The organism is Tenacibaculum profundicola (genome assembly GCF_057220795.1).
Genome location: NZ_CM170137.1, coordinates 4,112,226 through 4,130,148 on the forward strand (window position 1 = coordinate 4,112,226; position 17,923 = coordinate 4,130,148).

Sequence of the window (17,923 nt, forward strand, 5' to 3'; positions counted from 1 at the left end):
CAAGTATTTAACTTTAGTTTGTAACCGGTTTATTTTGTTACAGATTCGTTGGTTTTTGCTTCTTTATTTTTAATACTGCGCAATTCATTGCGAGCTTCTTCACTTACATCTTCATATTCAGAAAAATTTTCAATGATGTTTTCTAAAATGTAAGTCGCTTGATAAGCATCTTTTAAGGCATAGTAATTTTTAGCCATGATAATATAGCTTTTTACACCCCAATATTTATAGTTAGAATAATTGGCTATTAAATCTTGAATAGCTTTATTTGATTCGGAGTATTCTTTATGATCGTGTAAAAAGAATGCATTATAATAAAGACATTCGGCTTTAAGTTTACCTGTCGCCTTTATCGTTGCTTCGTTAAAATATTCTTCAGCGGTTTCATAATTGCCTTTGTTAAAAGAAGAACGTGCTATGATGATTTTAGCATCTTCTGCTAGAATACTATCAACTTTACCAGTACTTAAAACCTTTTCTGCGTATAAGATGGCTTTTTCGTATTCTTCTTTGTTATAATAGCCTTTCATCAAATTACTCTGAGCAAAAACTAAATTTTGGGGATAATTTGCTTCTTTTTCCAATTGTAGTAATATAGGGATTCCAAGATTCCAGTCATCTTTATCTAAATAAATCTGAGCTAATTTAGCAAGTGACTCTTCAGTAAATTCGTTTTTAGATTGCTTAGTTACAAATTCATAATGCATAGCGGCTTCTTCTGCATTGGTTGCTTTAGGCAACGATTGTGCTAGGTAAAAATGAGCTTTTAAGGCGTTAATTCCGTTAGGAAAACGCTGTAAATAGTTTTTAAAACCGTCAATGGCCTTGATGGTATTGTTTTCTAAGAATTTATTCTCTGCAGATTGATAGGTGGCATTATCGAGTTCAGCGTTTGATACGTTCACAAACTTTACATTTTTCACCCATGCCGCGTATTCATCTACTTTACCAATATCGATATATACATTTTTAAGATTGGTAACCGCTTGTCTAGCCTCATTTGAATTCGGAAATTTCGTTACTACCTCTTTGTATTTTTCTATCGCTTTATCGTTCGTGTTCTTATTATAAAATAACAAACCTTGACGTAGTAAAACACTTGAAGCATAATTGCTTTCAGGGTATTTGGTAAGTAGGCGGTTGTATGCTGCTTGTGCGCTATTAATATTATCTTCAGTAGCATAGGTGTTTGCTAATTGAAATAACGCATCGTCTTTTAATTTAGAATCTGCATAATCATTTACCACAATTTTTAAGTTTTCAATTTTAGCATTGTTCTTTCCTAAAAAACCAAAACTCATAGCAGTTTGATATTGCGCATAATCTGATCCTGTGCCTCCTTCTTGAGTTACTTTTTTATAGGCGGTAATAGCGTTGTTGTATTTTTTGGTTGCGTAGTACGAATCTCCTAATCTATTAGAAGCATCATCATTTAAATCAGTATCGTCAAATTTCTTTTCAATAAACTGCTGGAAATGCTTAGCTGCCTCGTTATATTTTTTCAATTTAAAATATGTGTAAGCTAGGTTGTAACCAAGTTGATTGAATTCTTGTGTTTTATCGTCATTTACCTCCAGAAAGTGAGTCAAGGCGCTAGCGTAATTACGGTGTAAATATTCTATTTCACCGAGCCAATAATTCGCCTTATTCACAACAATGATATTGGCTGCTTTAGTGGCATTTAAAAAATAAGGTTTTGCCTCCTTTAATTTTTGTTCGTTAAATAGTTGAATCCCTCTATACAAGGAAATCTCATTAACCAATTTTACATTTTCTGGATTTACTTTTTTACTATTTAAAAAATCAAGCGCTCCCACATAATCTTGTTGGTGTAAATATGAGGTGATTAGTAGTTCACTTATTTGTGTACTTTCAGGAGAAAGTGGGTATTTTGTTAGGTATTCTTTTAATACCTCCGGAACACTTTGATAAGGGTTTCCCTGTTCGTAACTTAATTTGGCGTAATTTAACCATGATCCTTCTGTTATCTTTGAATCAAAGTCCATCTCACTTGCATTTTTAAAAGCATTTAACGCTTCCACCTTTTTATCAAGTTCCAAATAACATTCACCTAAATGATAATATGCATTTTGAGCTACTTTATTGGTGCCCCCAATAATCTTATTGAAATTATTAATGGCTTCTTCGAAGTTTTTTTGTTGGTAATAGGCATATCCCAAATAATAATAATCAGTATTATTCCACTTACCGTTTTTACCTTTGTAAGCGGTTAGGTAAGGAATTGCTTTATCGTATTGTTTAAGATAGAAATAACTCTCTCCTATGATTTTAGATATTTGTGAGGTCTTCTTTTTATCTTTCGAATCTGCCAATAATTTTTCTCCAATTAGTATTGATTTATCAAAGCGCCCTGCTTTGAAACTAATATCTAAAATATAATAGTTGGCTTTAGCTTGGTAAGTAGCGTCGTTAGCCAATTGACTTAGGTTGTCTTCAGCTTCACCAAAGTTTTCTTGTTTATAAGCGATGTAGCCATAATAGTAACGTGCATCATTACCATAAATAGGATTACCAAGGAGCATGTTAAAACGAGATTTCGCATCTTTTAAGTAGTTGGAAACTAAAAGAGAGTATCCCATTTTGTAGTTTAACTCATTCTTTTCTTCTTGGTTTAATAGCTTTTCATTCACTTTTTGATACCATCTTAATGCATGAGAGGCTTTCCTATTAGAAAAGTAATAATTACCTACATTTAAAAAGGCTTTTTCTTTTTTGTTACTGTATGGATGATCCTTAACAAAAGCTATTACTTTAGTATTAGCGTTGTCTTGATTAAGCTTAATTGCACACATGGCATCGTAATATCTGGCATCAGCTTTTACATTTTTGTGCGGTTGAGCTGTATTTGCAGTTTCAATAAATAGCTTTTGAGCGGCAGCATACGATTTGTTATTATACAGTTCAATGCCCTTATAATAATCGGAATTATTACTCGCGTTTAAGTCTGTTTTTTGAGCAATGGTAGTAGCTGTGTAAGTAAAAAAAACTAAAAAGAAAACCTTCTTTTTAAAATAAATAATCCTCATATTTTTTAGTTATCTAAAAACTATAACGTTAGTTTTTTGTTTTTGTTGGAGAGATAATAATCAAAAGTAACAAATGTTATAGAATTACGTAATAAAAATTTTAGTTTTGTAAAAACAATTTTTACATATGAGCACACCTGTTTTACATCTTGAAAAAGCTGATATTTATCAAAGAGATAACTTAGTGTTATCTAAAATCAATTTTACCTTAAACAAAGGAGATTTCTATTATCTAATAGGAAAAACAGGTAGTGGTAAGAGTAGTTTGTTGAAAACTTTGTATGGAGATTTAAGGTTACAGCGCGGCTTAGGGAGCATTGTGGGGTTTGATTTGAAGAAAATGAAAGAAAAGGATATTCCATTTTTAAGAAGAAAACTCGGGATTGTTTTTCAAGATTTTAAATTGTTAAATGACAGAAATGTTTTTGAAAATTTAGAGTTTGTTTTAAAGGCCACAGGGTGGAAAAACAAAGTTGAAATGAAAGATAAAATTTATGAGGTGTTAGATAAAGTTGGGATGAAAGAGAAATATTATAAACAAACATTTGAACTTTCGGGTGGTGAACAACAACGTGTAGCCATTGCACGAGCTTTGTTGAACGATCCTGAATTAATTCTGGCAGATGAACCAACCGGTAATTTAGATCCTAAAACCTCGTTAGAAGTTATGGAATTACTTAATGATATTCACCAAAGTGGGAAAACTATTCTTATGGCAACTCACGATTACCAATTGATAGTTAAGTTCAAACAGAATACTGTTAAATGTGAAGGAGGTGAATTGTTTGAAGTTGTGCAACAGAAAACTAATTAAAGACTTCATTAATTAATTTTTGAGCCGATATTTTTGGGGAAAAAGAAGTCAGTTTCTTGTTGCGTAAAGTTACATTATTAAGAGTAAATTCTTTTGAAAATAGTATTTTAGTTGTAGCCAATATTTCCTCTGTAGTATTGGCTTGAGTACATGTAGTTTCTAGTCCTGTATCCTCCAGCATCAAATCGTTAGCGATAACAAATTTTCCTTTATATAAAGCATTTAGTAGCTTTAGTTTAATTCCTGTTTTTTGGAAACTAAAAAGCGTATTAATATGAGCTTTAGATAGTAATATGTCTAGAGACTTTTGCGTAGGTATTTCGTTAAAACTGATATTATTATATTTGCCGATACTTTCTAGAATTGATTTGTTTTTACAACTACTTGCAACGACTAATTTAAAAGGTGAATTTTTATAGGTGTTTATTAAAAATAGAGCTGATTTTATATTATCTGAAACTCTTAAGTCTCCATGATAGAGAACAAATTTTTCTTTGTCAGTATTAGTAGATTGGGTATGGGTATCATGAAAAACAGGAATGTATGTGGCTTTTTCCCCATACTTATTTGCAAAATATTTTTGCTCAAAAGGAGAAATAGAAAAGATTCCTGAAGCGTATTTGAGGTTTTTTTCGAATTTTGATAGTTTATAACTTTCTAGATAAAAGGAGAGTTTCTTAAAGATGTTTTTTTCACTTTTCGCCAAATAAAAGAAGTAGATATGCTCTATGTTATGAGCTCTAACATACATGTTTTTATTTCTTAATTTAGTGAGGGGAAAACAAGAGTGTAGCCCTTCAAATAGTATTGGATATTTCGTGGCTGATAGTGATTTCACCAAGCTTTTGTTAGAACGTGTTTTTACACGAAACGGTAAAAAGGAAAATAGAGATTGTAAGGTTGAGTTTCTTTTGTAATACGTTATTTTAGAACAGATTTTTTTCAATTCTATATCAGAGAAGTTAGATTCCTCATCAAATATATGCAAATGGATATCTACACCTAAATGAAATAGTTCTTTGATTTTAAAATAGACATCTATAACTCCTCCATATTTTGGAGGGAAAGGGGTGTCAAAAGAAACAATATGTAGATTTTTTTTAACCAATTAAACAAAAGTAAGTTTTAATTAACGAAAAAAAAATATATTTACTTTTTAAAGCCTGTGTTTTGAATAGAAAAAATATCGCATTGCTCATATGCCAAAGATTAGAAGAAGCTGAAATCATTTTGACTGAACAGTTTAATTCAACAAAACAAAGTATAGGTTATTTTGTTTTAGATGACCTACTACCCCTAGGTTTAGCTAATGATATTTACAAAAAATTTCCTGTTTCAAATAAAAATGTTGTTTTAAGAAAGAATATACGAGAACATAAGTTTGTTGCCTTTAAGATGAATGCCTATGATGAATTATTAGAAGAGGTTATTTATGCATTTCAGGAAGAATGTGTTGTAAATAAAATTGGAGAAATATGTGGAAAGATGTCTCTTGAAGGAGACAAGCAGCTTTATGCAGGAGGTTTATCTTTTATGAAAAAAGGAAATTATTTACGCCCTCATCTCGATAATTCGCATGATAAAGATATAGAGCGTTGGAGAGTATTCAATCTGTTGTATTATGTAACCCCTGATTGGATGTCTGAAAATGGTGGTAACCTAGAGCTTTGGCCAGATGGAGTGCAAGGAAACCCACTTACTATTATAAGTAAATTCAATAGATTGGTGATTATGTCAACACATAATACATCATGGCATTCTGTGAGTACAGTAAAAGTGGATAAAGTTAGGTGTTGTATTTCTAACTACTATTTTAGTAAGACCCCTTTATTATCAGATGATAAATTTCATGTGACGTCATTCCGGTCAAGCCCTGATAAGTACGTTCTTAATTGTGTTTTGAAATTAGATTCGTTTATAAGAGGACGTATTCGAAAAGTATTTAAAAAAGGAATACGTGAAAATCCTCATTATTATGAGTAGCTATCGAGTTACCTTATCTAAAATTTCAACTAAACGAGTTTCTTCGTTTTCCCATGTTAATTCCTCTTTAGCTTTTTTTAATTGGTTGAGATACTTCTTTTTTAATGTCAAATGTATAAGATTTGCCAGTTCTTGTGGAGTTCTTTTTATTAGGATTTCTCCTACCGAAAATTGGGTGATAATTTTTTTCATTTCAGGTAGGTTTGACACAATAACAGGAATTTCAGCTTGTATATAATCAAATAGTTTGTTTGGAAGAGCGTATCGATAACTTAATCCTAAGTCTTCTTCTAAACTGATGCCAATATTTGCTAAGGGAGTTATTTTTTTTAAATCTGCTGGACTTAGTTTTCCTAAGAAATGAACTTTACGTTCTAATTGTTCGTGAATTACTTTTTCTTTTAAAGAATCAATAATGTCACCACTTCCAAGGATAATAAAAATAGTGTTGTCAAGAAGCTTAATGGTATTAATCATTAACTCTAAACCTCTACCAATATTAACAGCTCCTTGATATAGTATTATTTTTTGATTACCGGTTTCAAAAGGTAATATCCCTTTTTCAATTGCTGTTTTGTGAGGAAGGTTTCTAATGGTTTTAAACTGTGATTTGTATTTATGATTATAAAAATCGGCGATGCTTTCACTAACTGTATAACAGTTTTGTAATTTGGTAAGAGTGATTCGTTCCATTAGCTCCCAGATTCTTTTGATAACAGGTCGATGGATCAATTCAGGAATTTCAGGAAATAGTTCGTGACTGTCATAAATTAAAGGAATACCTTGTAGTTTACTAACAATAAAATTAGGGAATAATGTATCAAGGTCATTCGCTAATAGATATTTTTTTCGGGAGAACAAAATAAAGAAAAATAAACGGATATTGTATTCCGCATAAAACAAAAAACCTTCATTGAATAACAGCTTAAATCGTTTAGTTTTATATGCTCTATTTAATTCAGTACTATTCCTAAGTTTTCTTCCTACTAATAAAACTTCATATCCGTTGTTAAGTAATGTGTTACATACTTTACTCACTCTTTGATCTGTAGTGATGTCGTTTGTGACGGATACGATTATTTTTTTCATTTAAATTGGATTAAATTATTTAATACTAGATGACTAATAAAACCCGCTAAAATACATTATTATTTACGTTTTCCATGAAGCAGTTAGAGGAGGTTCCTATAGAATCTGTATATACATTTATTGTTAAGAAAATTAATTGCTGGAAAGATAGCAAAGAAAACCCAATTTCAGAATATAGTTGAAGTTGCCATGATAAACTATGAAAAAGATATAAAGGAAAATGGTTCCTAATAGCCACAGCTTTTAGTTTCCTAGAAATAAACAAAAGCGACTACCGTGCTATTGTGTAAGCTTCACTTTCTGATATTATGGATTAATATAGTAAGCTAAGATCTTTGATTTGAAATAATATTCATATTTGGTCTTAATGTATTCAGAAGAATTTCTGATAAATTTACTTTTGCTTTCCAAAAACTCATAATTACCGACATTTCCCTTGTTATATTGGTTTTGTAGAATTTCAAAGGCTTGTTTTTGGGTGTCTAAAGCTATTTTCGAAGCCTCTAAAGATTCTTTAGAGGTTATCATATCATTTGTCGCTATCTTAATTTTATTTCGTAAAACCTGTTTGTTGTTTTCTAAGGTTACTGCTGATGTTTTTAATTGTTCTTGAGCTTTTTTATAATTTTCTTTAGTTAGAAACCTATTGAATATTGGAATTGTTGTGGAAAGACTAATAAAATGAGTTCTGTTATTGTTTAATTGTGTCCAGAATCCATTAGGTTCGTTTTGTTGTGTTTGCTGATTAAAAACAACATCTTTTTGCCCTAATATATGGAAATAATTACTACCGTAGGAGTAGTTTAAAGTCACTCTAGGATAAAAATTAACTTTTAAAAGTTGCATATCTTTATTCTTAAGTTCAATATCTAATTTTGAACTGTTTATTTGCGGATTGTTTTCAATAACTTCTTCAGTAATTTCATTGGGTATTAACGAGAAATTATCGACAGAAATTTCTTTGACATCAAAATTTTCAATGTGTTTAATATCTAATAGTTCCTGTAATTCAATTAGGCTATTTTCCACATTATTTTCAGCAACCACTTTTTCTTTAGTATCATAAGCTAAAGTTGACTCAAGTTCTAGTAACTCTCTTTTCCCAGTTAGTGCATTAGTATATAGTTTTTTAAGACGATTGTAGTTCTGTTTACTTATTTCTACCTGTACTTTTGCAAGTTTTAAGATTTCCTTATTGAATAAAACTTGTAAATAGTTATTAGTAATATTTAGAGCCAAATCAAATTGTATTCTATTTATATCTGATTCTGATTTCTCTTTTGATAATTTAGATTTTTGAAGCGCATATCTATTCTTAAAACCATTAAAGACAATTAAAGACGAAGACAAACTGAAATTATTTGAACTACTTTCAAGCTGACCAACACCCGTAGAAATATTGAATGAATTACCCAAAGAAAAGCTTTGTGAAGCATTAAAATTGGCATCAGGCAAATAATTTCCTTTCGCAATTCTAATATCACTATTAAGTACCTCTGTTTGTATTTTTTGTTTTATTATATCAATATTATGTTGTTTAGCATGTTCGATACAATCTTCTAATGACCATTTTTTTTGTGAAAATAAACTAGCCGCTGAAAAACAAAAAACTACAAGTACTAAAGGTTTAAATTTAGTGATCACAGGTTTAAGCTTAGTTAATTGCTTTAATTTAATCATTTTCTTTTGTTGAGGTATTTAGTTTGTTAACCGAAAACCCTCTATGAGGGTTCATTTGTTTCTTTTTTACTTAATAGTGCGTACATTAAAGGTATAAAATACAAACTTATAAAAGTCCCTATTAACATTCCTCCAATAACTGTTAAAGCTAATGGCTTTTGTAATTTAGCTCCTAAACCGTCTATAAAAAGAAATGGTAATAAAGCTAAAATAGTAGTTAAAGAGGTCATTAAAATGGGTTTTAAGCGTAATTTACCACCTAGCTTAATGGCTTTTTCTATTGGTTTTCCTTCTTTTCGCAATAAGTTAATGGTATGCAATTTTAAAATACTATCGTTAATAATAACTCCACTCATCACTACAATACCGATAGCAGACATTACATTAATTGTTCCTCCAAAAAGCCACAGCAATAACAATGCACCTCCTACGTCAATTGGAATTTCCAATAATATTATTAAAGGTTGCCATAATGATTCAAATTGAGCAGCCATTATAAAGTAGAGTAGTAGTACGGCAACTAAAATGACAATCAATAATTCATTACCCAATGTCTTTACATCAAAGAAACTACCATCAAAACGGATGTTATAATGTTGTTGATTGTTAAAAGTGTTTTGAATTTCATTTAGTTTTTTTTCAACATTGTTATTTGTTTTTATATCAAATGCTAAATACTCTCCACTTCGGTTTGCAGTTATAGTTTTATATCGTTGCGCAGGATAAGTTTTAATTAAATTACGAACAGCTATTAATTCGTTGTTCTTGTTTTTTACAAACAGTTCAGTAATCATTGTTTCAAAGGATTCTTTATGATAATTGAGTTTGATAGGAATAAATTTTTGTGCAGTTTTTAAATTATCGATAAAATTTTGATTAAATGCTGATTTTAATTCATTTAACAAATCATCATAAGAAACATCATACAACAGCACTTTTTCTTGTAATACTTCTATAAAGGCTGTTTGTTTTAATGGGATTTCAGTTGGTGAGTAATCTTTTAATAAATTCTGAATGCTAGATAATTTTTTTTCTGAAGGCACTTCTAAAGAACTTTTTGAGAATATTTGGGTAATTAATTCATTCTTTTGATTTCCAAATAGATATTGGAAAATATTTTTGGGCTCTTTAAGAGTATAAGTAGCGTTTGGGAATGTGTTTTGAAGGTTGTTTTGAGTCGTGTTTTTTAAATTTTTAATTCCATCAACTGTATTCGTTTTAAGATAAATAGAGGCTTCCGAAAAACTTTTAGCATTCTCTTGTTGTAGTAAAAATTGTTGTTCTCCTATCTGTGAAAAAACTGTTTCTACTCTAGCCTGTTTATTGAATAAAGTTTCTAGCCTTTTTTGATTTTCATCAACCGTTATGTTCTCGTTCCAATCAATACTTAAAATCACTTCATTTTGATTGATTTTTGGTAGTTGAGAGTATGGCATTATCATTAATAGAAAAATAGCTAAAATTGTAAAAAGAATTGATATACCAAATACAATTCCTTTTCTTTTAAAGAAAAAATCATATCCTTTTCCATACCAGTTTTCGATATGTTGTGTTTTCACATCAAACTGTAACCATTTTTCAATTTTAAAGTTTTTATTGTTTAGTTGTTTATAAATAACGGGAATTAACAAAATTGAAACTAACAACGAAGAAAACAAACCAATAGCAACTGCCAATGCTTGATCATAAAATAATGCGCCTGTAATTCCGCTTAAAAATAGTAACGGTAAAAATACTGAACATGTTGTTAAAACCGAACTTATGAGTGGTGTAATAATTTCATTGGTTCCTTTTACACAAGCACTGATTACATTGTTTCCTGCTTCTAATTTTTGAGTGATATTATCAATAACAATAATGGCATTGTCTATCATCATACCAACACCCAAAATAAGGCCTGAAAGTGAGATAATATTGATGGATAATCCAAACAAATACATAAACAATAGACTTACTATCAAAGAGACAGGAATACTAATGGCAATAATTAAGGGTGATTTTATGTCTTGTAAAAAGAAGAACATTATTAAGATTGCGAGAAAACTTCCTATCCATAAACTTGATTTTAAATTATCAATGGATAGTTTTAATAGCTTTGTTTGATCTTGATTGGTAGAAAACTCTAGATTAGGATAGTCTTTTACAAAAGATTGCGTAACTTTTTCAAGTGATTCTTTCAATTCATATACCCGTGCATCTGCTTGTTTAATAATAGCCAATACAATGGCTCTTTTACCATTTAGATAGACCGAACCTCTATCTTGTTCTGATTGTAATTTAACTTCTGCTAAATCTTTTAATTGAAATAATTTATCATGAATATTCAGATAAATATTTTCAATATCTTTTTTGTTTTTTAAAGGATTGGCAAACTTAAAGTTATATTGATAAACTCCGTTTTGTACCAATAAATTACCTAATTCAAAGTTGTTTTGCCTTATGGCACTTATGAGTTCGTTACCACTTATTCCAATGCTTTGCAATTTTTGGATATTGGGTGTTACCACAATTTCGGGTTTGGTGAGCCCGCTAATGTCTGCTAATGCAATATCTGGTAATTGCTCTATACGTTTTTTTAAAACAGTTTCAGTAAAATCACTTAACTCTAAAAAATTTTCTGATGAAAAACCTTCTTTTAAAGAAACTGTTAAGTTTACAATGGGAATGTCAGTGGCGGATGCTTTAATAACTTTTGGGCGCTCTAAATCTCTTGGTAAATAATTTAATGAGGCATCTACTTTTTCATTAGTTTCTACAAAAGCTAAATTGGTGTTGGTACCATATTCAAAAGAGAGTTTTAAGGTAGCAAAACCGTCTCTGGTTTTTGAAGAAATATCTTTTAAATTCCCAACCTGTAGTAATTGATTTCGTAAAGGACGAATCACATTGGTTTCTAATTCTCTTGCCGTATTGTTAGGGTAGCTAACTTGTACCGTGATTTCTGGTATAGGAATATCGGGCATTAAAGAAGTAGGTATTCGGGTAGAAGCCACAGTACCTAGAAGCATTAATGCCATAGAGGCCATAAAAACAGCTATTGGTCTTTTGATTATGAATTTAATCAATAATATTAGCTTTTAATGTAATTTTATAAAATTTAGTTTCTGTATTAGCTTTAATCACAGCATGTAAAATGTTTTTACCCGATTTTTCTTTTGTGTCAAGAGTTAACATTATTACACCTTTCTCCTTTGGAGGGATGATTTTTGAACTAATATTATAACCAGTGCAAACACAATCAGGGTTAACATATTTAATCTTTAAGGTGTCCTTGCTGGGATTTACAAATTCGTATTTAGCATTTAGTACTTCTCCTTGTTTTACATCTTTAAAATCAACTATTCTGGAAGATAGCTTTAATTCTGGATATGTAATGTCTTTATCTATTGTCTTTTTTTTTGCTTCACAAGAGGTTATTATGGTGAAAGCCCAAAATAAAGGTAATAAAATTATACTGTTTTTCATTTATTCTAATAAATTAGGTAAAGTAAATCTATAACTTTTTAAAGATAATTTATCTTCTGATAAAACAGCTTGAGAATAGAAATAAGGTTTAATATAACCAACCACTTCAAACCATTTTGGTACGTCTACATCGGCGATAAGTGTAGTCCCTTTATAAATTTGTAAACCATCAATAACTTTAGAATTAGGTTTGTTATAGCCCCTAAATAATAATCCTTGATTTTCAAATAGTTTAATTTTTGTATAGTATCCTGTCTTATTTTTTTCTTTGTTTATTTCCTTTGTGAACTCTTTCCTTTTTTTGCTATTAAATTCAACAAACTTAGTTTTAAATCTACCTGAATTACCAAATGTATGAAGATTAACATAATTTTTATCATAAAGATAAATTAACGAATCGGCTTCAAAACTAACATAAAACTGATCCTTAGAGTCAATTACATAATCAAAAGTATCATAAAACCCTAAATATTTATACTTTAAATACTCTCTAGATTTTTTTCCAAACAAATTTTCAATCTTACCGTTTTTTAGGTTTAGCCTAGCTAAAATCCTGCCCTCTTCGTAGTATTTTCTTGAATTTAATCTGTTGAAAAGCTGATGCTCCGCTTCAATGGGGAAATAGATTTCATTACTCGTTGGAGATTGAAGTTTAAAATTCCAATAATGCGGTGAATAAAGTCTGTGATTTAGAGGGTCTAAATTATCGGGTTTTATTTCATGTTCTTTGGTTGCCAAATCCCATTTCATAATAAAAGTTTTTTCTCTTTCAAAATCATCCTTATGGATATGTACGTCATAAGTTGAGCCGATAAATAGATGTTTTCCATTAGGTAACCTTTTATAAGCATCAATATAACCGGTATTTATCTCTTCAGGACCACCACCTTGCCCTAAGTTTTTAGAAATTAATTTTCCGTTTTTGTCAAAGGTAAAAAACCAGCCAAAACGTCTATCTATAAAATTTATCTTGTCTTTATAAACATCAAAAAATCCGTCATACGAAGATTCAATAGGATCAAAAATGAGTGTGTCTATTTTTATTGAATTTATAAGAATGCTCTTTTTTGAAACATTCTTACTATTAAATAAGTCAGTATTTTTTTCTGTAAATTTCTTTTTACTGCAGTTAACAATCACTAGTGTTAATAACAAAAGTATTTTTTTCATTTGTACATATATTAATATCCCCTATTTTAATATCACTTAAAATAGGGGATTGTTTTTTATTTTAACAATTACCATCATATTGAGAACATTGCACATTCTCACCAGGTTGGCTTTGTGCGCAAAGTGTTCCACTAGAACTCACTTTACAAACGTCTATCCAACTTCCATTTCGGACTATACGTTTACAATAACATTTAATTACCTCGTTACCGGCTCCTCCGGTTTCAGGTGGAACATGTGTAAATACTTGCTCTTGGGCTTCAGAATTTTGAATGGTAAGGGCACTAATAACAAAACTAGTTATCAATACAGCAGTAAATAAAACTTTTTTCATAATATGTTTAGTTAACATGTACTGCATACAAATACATAAATTAATAGTAATTATAATAAGAAAGGAAGAAATGGTATGCAATTTTTTTTAAAAACACTTCTTTCATAACATCGGCTAAGTTAATGAAAAATTAAAACTTTTAAAACTAAAGCTTTACTTTTGTGTCATGCGCTAAATTTAAATTACCTGATATAATTATGGTGTCTGTTGCCTTTAATCCTTTTTTAATGGCATAACAGTCATTGTTTTCTCCAACAACTTCTACGTAATTCCACTTAGCTAAACCGTTTTCTACTGTGAATACTACTTCTCGGTTAGAACGTAATATCAATGCTGTCTTTGGAATAATCAAAACATCTTTTAGTGGTTTGTTAATAAACACTTTTACATTCATACCATCTAGCAAGCCAGTATTTTTTGAAGCAACTTTTGCTTTAATTTTTATAAGGCCATTTTTGTCTACAATAGGGTTTATTTCAGTGATAACTCCTTTAAGCTTTTTGTCTGTATTAGCAAAAGACTTTATCTCTATTTCTTGTCCTTTACTAACAAAAGCGAATTCATTTTCTAATACTGAAAAAGAAACTTCTAGAGCATTTGGGTTAATGATGGTACAAAATACATCGGATGTAGTAATAAAATCTCCTTGTTTTTTTTCTAAATTAGCAATAACACCAGCAAAAGGGGCTTTTAATAACGTTTGTTCGTATTCTATTTGCGTTCTTTTTAGATTGTTTTTGGCTTCTAAAATACCGCTTTTTATTTCCAAGTTTTTGAGTATGAGCGCTGTAATATTTTCTTGACCATAGTTGATTTTTTCTTCAGCTAATTTGGTTTTAGCTTTTTGAAGTGCTATCGTTGTTTTTTGAATATTATTTTTTAGCAAACCGTTTTCCAAAACACCAATTACGTGATTTTGCTTAACGTAATCTCCATTTTTTACTGTTATAGAAAATAATTGATTAGATGTTTTAAAGATTAAGTCAGCTTTTTGGACACTATTGACTTTACCATTAACAATTAACTGATTATTAAAAATAGTAGTTTTTAGAATTTGAGCTGTAACAGAAATTGACTTCAGATCAATATCTGACTGTAAATTTTGGTTACTAAAGACCTGTTTTTTCCTTTCACAAGCGTAGGATAATAAGAATAGACAAATACAAATTTTTTTAAACATTATTTTTTGACATTTTATTTTTTAAATAACTCCTTTAAAGATCTAGTTATATTACAATCACGTTTACATTGAGGAACTCTAATTCAACAATTAGTTGATAATATTTAAATTATCTGATACATATTTTAATTCTTTTTTGTCATTAAATATATAATTAAAATAGTTGTTTTCCATTTTTTATTGATAGTAATTGGTTTGATTGCCAATAGTATAACGTGTTTGTTTTAAATGAGAGTGAAACTGTTTTTTTTGATTTAAGCAATTTAGTTGTCTATTCTCCAAAAGTGAGATTTGATCTTTTTGTTTATAAACAAGAACAGTATCTAACTTTTTCTTCTTTGTTATTTTTACTTTCCATGCAAAAGTAACTAAATAAACAACTAATTATTCCAAAAGAATAATATAGTGGTTAGTTTTCATTAGCTATATGAGATCTTATTAATTACCACTTACCACTTACCATTTGAATTTACCGTAATAAAACGTCCTTTTTTCCTGTCTATTTCAATATGATGAAAAGAAATCATAGCTACTGCTATTATTGATTTTTATATCTTATATAAAAAAAACACTCATTTTCTTTAGCCACTTTGGTCTCTTTTTCAAATCCTTTTTACTATGCAATAGTTTTTCCTCTCTTGATAACTATTATAATTACGATTGTTTTTTTATAGAAGTCTCCCTGTTATAAGCCAAATGAGAAAAGGCGAACTATCAAGTTAATTGTACTAAAATTCATCTATATAAAACCAGATTAAAAGTTAAGGTGGCAATGGGATGGGTATTTAAATTTTTTTCAGTCTATATGTAAGCATTACTTGATTCCCGTCTAAAAATGAATTATTTAAAATACTATCTATTTTTTTAATAAACGAGTCTTCTTTATTATTAATTAAATATTCTTTTTTAATAAATTTTAATACATAGGGGTATATAAAAGTAATGTATTTTGATTTATTACTGAAAAACGGTCTGAATATTTCTTTGTGATCAATATCATTAAATTCTTTTGGGAATTTATAGTTTTTAAATTTTCGTTCAGTTTTAAAATAAAATGTGACAATATTCTCTTCATTATTTGAAAAGTTTGATATAAATACGTCTTTGTTTACACCACTAAGGTTTGCCAAAAAATCAATATTTTTAAAATTCTCAGGGTATGATTGCATTTCATTTAATATTTTATCATGACTAAGTGATTTGAAATCTTGACTGACAGTTTTATTAAGATAATTGAAATTTTTATAATTATAAATTTTATCTTTTGTTATCTTGTAAATTGTATCCGAAATTAAGTCGTTAAATAAATTCTCATTCCGACTAGAGAAAAAGGGGTGTTTATTTAAAAGTCGAACAGTTTCAAATTTCCTATGATCAAAGGGGATAAATTTATTGATGATGTTATAGTTATTATCTACTATAAATAAATCATAATCAAAAAACTTATTGTTTATCATATTTCTATGTTTTGCCGTAAATAATACGATAAAATCATTGAAGAGTTTAAAAGCAGTAAAATTTAGCCCAACATCGTCGGTTCTTATGTATTTAAAATCAGAACTGTAAACAATAAATCGTTGTTTGCTAAAATCATATATGAACACTTCTTTATTGCTAGGATGTATATCAAAGTCTTCAATTTCTCTGTATTCGTTTGGACCATACCCTTTTGAATTTAATTTATTAATTATTAATCCCGAATCGTTGATTAGATAAATTTGATCATCTTTTGTGCTAAAATATATTTTTTCTCCTAGAGGTACTGCTTTAATTATTTTATTAATCAGTACTTCTGAGTTTTTTTTTGGGTGGATTTCTTTAATTTCAATATCATCGATTAGGTTAAAGATGTTTTTCTCGATTTCTAAATTCGAATCTATTGGGATTTCAGTAGTACTATTAAATTTATCAGGGTTTTCTTTGTTGCAACTAAAAGCTATGATCAAAAGTAATATATAAACTTTGTGCACTATAAACCTAGTTTTCATTATATTCTATAATTAATGTTTTTATTTCTTTCTTTTCTTCCTTTAATTTTAGTGAATAATAAAATTCCAGTTCTTCAAAGAGTTCTTGGGGTTTATTTGCACGATGCATATTGAAATTATATTTGTAATTTTTGTCTAAGCCATTGTGTATCTCAATGTCATACCAGTTATTAATTTTTTTCACTAGGGTTTCTCCAAGTATACATTCTCCTTTAAATGTTCTATTTACTGTGCTTATTATGGTTGAAGAGTTTTTTTTAGAACATTTAGACAATTTTCCGATATCATTGCAAGTTAGTACTTTCACTATTTTGTTTTCTTTGAGAAAATTAATATTAATATTAAAATCTCTTTTGAGTTTCTGAAAAAAAACATTTATCAATTCTTTTTTCTTTATTTTATTCTTTGCTGTAGCTTTAAAATTTATTATTGGATTTATCGCGTTACCTTTTAATGAAAAATGGTTTAAAGAAATGTTTGTAATATCAGAAACAACATCTAGAAAACGATAATTATTGAACTCGATGAGTTTTTCACCAGAAGCTGATGATTTAGATAAATTATGACTTTTATCCGCCATTTCAATCTCCAATTTAATATAATTTTCATTTTTTTGACAAAAAATATTAAGAGGTAAAATAATACAGAAAATAAAGAGTGTTTTGTAGTACATAGATAAAAGTCATTTTAAATTATTAATAGGAATAACATTTTGCGGTAGCTTCTATATGTAATATTACTTGTTTAGTATTGCAGCACGCATAATATCCTTCACCACATGAGGTTGTGGCTTTCTTTGTGATAACAGTACCATGAGCTTCAAATGTAATTTCTACCGTACATGTTGTTGAGCCTGGCCCACCACTTTCGCATGTAGGTGCATCTCCATTAGCACCACCAGTTTGGGGTGGAACATGAGTGAAAACTGCTTGAGTAGAAGCTGCTTGAGGATAAGTCATTATGGTGTTAAAAAAACATAAACAAAACACCGGAATCAAAATTCTTAATTTTTTCATCTTTTTAAAATTTAAAAAAGAGTGGTGCGCAATTTTTTATAAACACCCTTTTTCTTTGTGGACAATTTTTTTAAAAAAGTTAGCTATTCTTTTTTAAAAACGGTATAAAAGTATATAAAAAAATATAACTCACAATATATCAAGTTTTTATTTTTAA

At 29.1% G+C, this 17,923-nt stretch carries 14 protein-coding genes; 2 read left to right on the forward strand and 12 right to left on the reverse strand.

The window, feature by feature from the left end; genetic code table 11:
* Positions 1 to 29 precede the first annotated feature (29 nt).
* Complete coding sequence (locus AC2TDS_RS16910; protein ID WP_484736750.1) at positions 30 to 3,047, reverse strand: tetratricopeptide repeat protein; 3,018 nt, start codon at positions 3,045 to 3,047, stop codon at positions 30 to 32.
* Between the two features lie 127 nt (positions 3,048 to 3,174).
* Between AC2TDS_RS16910 and AC2TDS_RS16915 the strand changes: the two genes are divergently transcribed.
* On the forward strand, positions 3,175 to 3,861 hold the full coding sequence (locus AC2TDS_RS16915) for a cell division ATP-binding protein FtsE (protein WP_484736751.1): 687 nt from the start codon (positions 3,175 to 3,177) through the stop codon (positions 3,859 to 3,861).
* Here the strand turns inward: AC2TDS_RS16915 and AC2TDS_RS16920 are convergent.
* Positions 3,854 to 4,969, reverse strand: coding sequence for a hypothetical protein (locus AC2TDS_RS16920; RefSeq protein WP_484736752.1), 1,116 nt, complete (start codon positions 4,967 to 4,969; stop codon positions 3,854 to 3,856). The genes AC2TDS_RS16915 and AC2TDS_RS16920 overlap by 8 nt on opposite strands.
* A gap of 62 nt (positions 4,970 to 5,031) precedes the next feature.
* Between AC2TDS_RS16920 and AC2TDS_RS16925 the strand changes: the two genes are divergently transcribed.
* Positions 5,032 to 5,844 (forward strand): 2OG-Fe(II) oxygenase, encoded by an 813-nt coding sequence (locus AC2TDS_RS16925; protein WP_484736753.1) that lies wholly within the window; start codon positions 5,032 to 5,034, stop codon positions 5,842 to 5,844.
* On the opposite strand, the gene AC2TDS_RS16930 is transcribed toward AC2TDS_RS16925, so the two are convergent.
* The 10 genes from AC2TDS_RS16930 to AC2TDS_RS16975 form a co-directional block, all read right to left on the reverse strand.
* The gene (locus tag AC2TDS_RS16930) at positions 5,845 to 6,933 is read right to left on the reverse strand and encodes a glycosyltransferase (protein ID WP_484736754.1); all 1,089 of its coding nucleotides are present in this window, start codon (positions 6,931 to 6,933) and stop codon (positions 5,845 to 5,847) included. It abuts the gene before it with no gap.
* 306 nt (positions 6,934 to 7,239) lie between these two features.
* Positions 7,240 to 8,613, reverse strand: a complete 1,374-nt coding sequence (locus AC2TDS_RS16935) for a TolC family protein (protein WP_484736755.1) — start codon at positions 8,611 to 8,613, stop codon at positions 7,240 to 7,242.
* A 41-nt stretch (positions 8,614 to 8,654) separates the two neighbouring features.
* Positions 8,655 to 11,678, reverse strand: coding sequence for an efflux RND transporter permease subunit (locus AC2TDS_RS16940; protein WP_484736756.1), 3,024 nt, complete (start codon positions 11,676 to 11,678; stop codon positions 8,655 to 8,657).
* Complete coding sequence (locus AC2TDS_RS16945; protein WP_484736757.1) at positions 11,671 to 12,078, reverse strand: DUF1573 domain-containing protein; 408 nt, start codon at positions 12,076 to 12,078, stop codon at positions 11,671 to 11,673. The genes AC2TDS_RS16940 and AC2TDS_RS16945 overlap by 8 nt, the downstream gene beginning before the upstream one ends.
* Positions 12,079 to 13,248 (reverse strand): hypothetical protein, encoded by a 1,170-nt coding sequence (locus AC2TDS_RS16950; RefSeq protein WP_484736758.1) that lies wholly within the window; start codon positions 13,246 to 13,248, stop codon positions 12,079 to 12,081.
* Positions 13,249 to 13,309: 61 nt separating this feature from the next.
* Positions 13,310 to 13,582, reverse strand: a complete 273-nt coding sequence (locus AC2TDS_RS16955) for a hypothetical protein (protein WP_484736759.1) — start codon at positions 13,580 to 13,582, stop codon at positions 13,310 to 13,312.
* Between the two features lie 145 nt (positions 13,583 to 13,727).
* Positions 13,728 to 14,762 (reverse strand): efflux RND transporter periplasmic adaptor subunit, encoded by a 1,035-nt coding sequence (locus AC2TDS_RS16960; protein ID WP_484736760.1) that lies wholly within the window; start codon positions 14,760 to 14,762, stop codon positions 13,728 to 13,730.
* 785 nt (positions 14,763 to 15,547) lie between these two features.
* A complete protein-coding gene (locus AC2TDS_RS16965) occupies positions 15,548 to 16,708 on the reverse strand; it encodes a DUF4934 domain-containing protein (RefSeq protein WP_484736761.1) in 1,161 nt (386 codons plus the stop codon).
* A 31-nt stretch (positions 16,709 to 16,739) separates the two neighbouring features.
* A complete protein-coding gene (locus AC2TDS_RS16970) occupies positions 16,740 to 17,330 on the reverse strand; it encodes a hypothetical protein (protein ID WP_484736762.1) in 591 nt (196 codons plus the stop codon).
* A gap of 115 nt (positions 17,331 to 17,445) precedes the next feature.
* Positions 17,446 to 17,766, reverse strand: a complete 321-nt coding sequence (locus tag AC2TDS_RS16975; RefSeq protein ID WP_484736763.1) for a hypothetical protein — start codon at positions 17,764 to 17,766, stop codon at positions 17,446 to 17,448.
* Positions 17,767 to 17,923 lie beyond the last annotated feature (157 nt).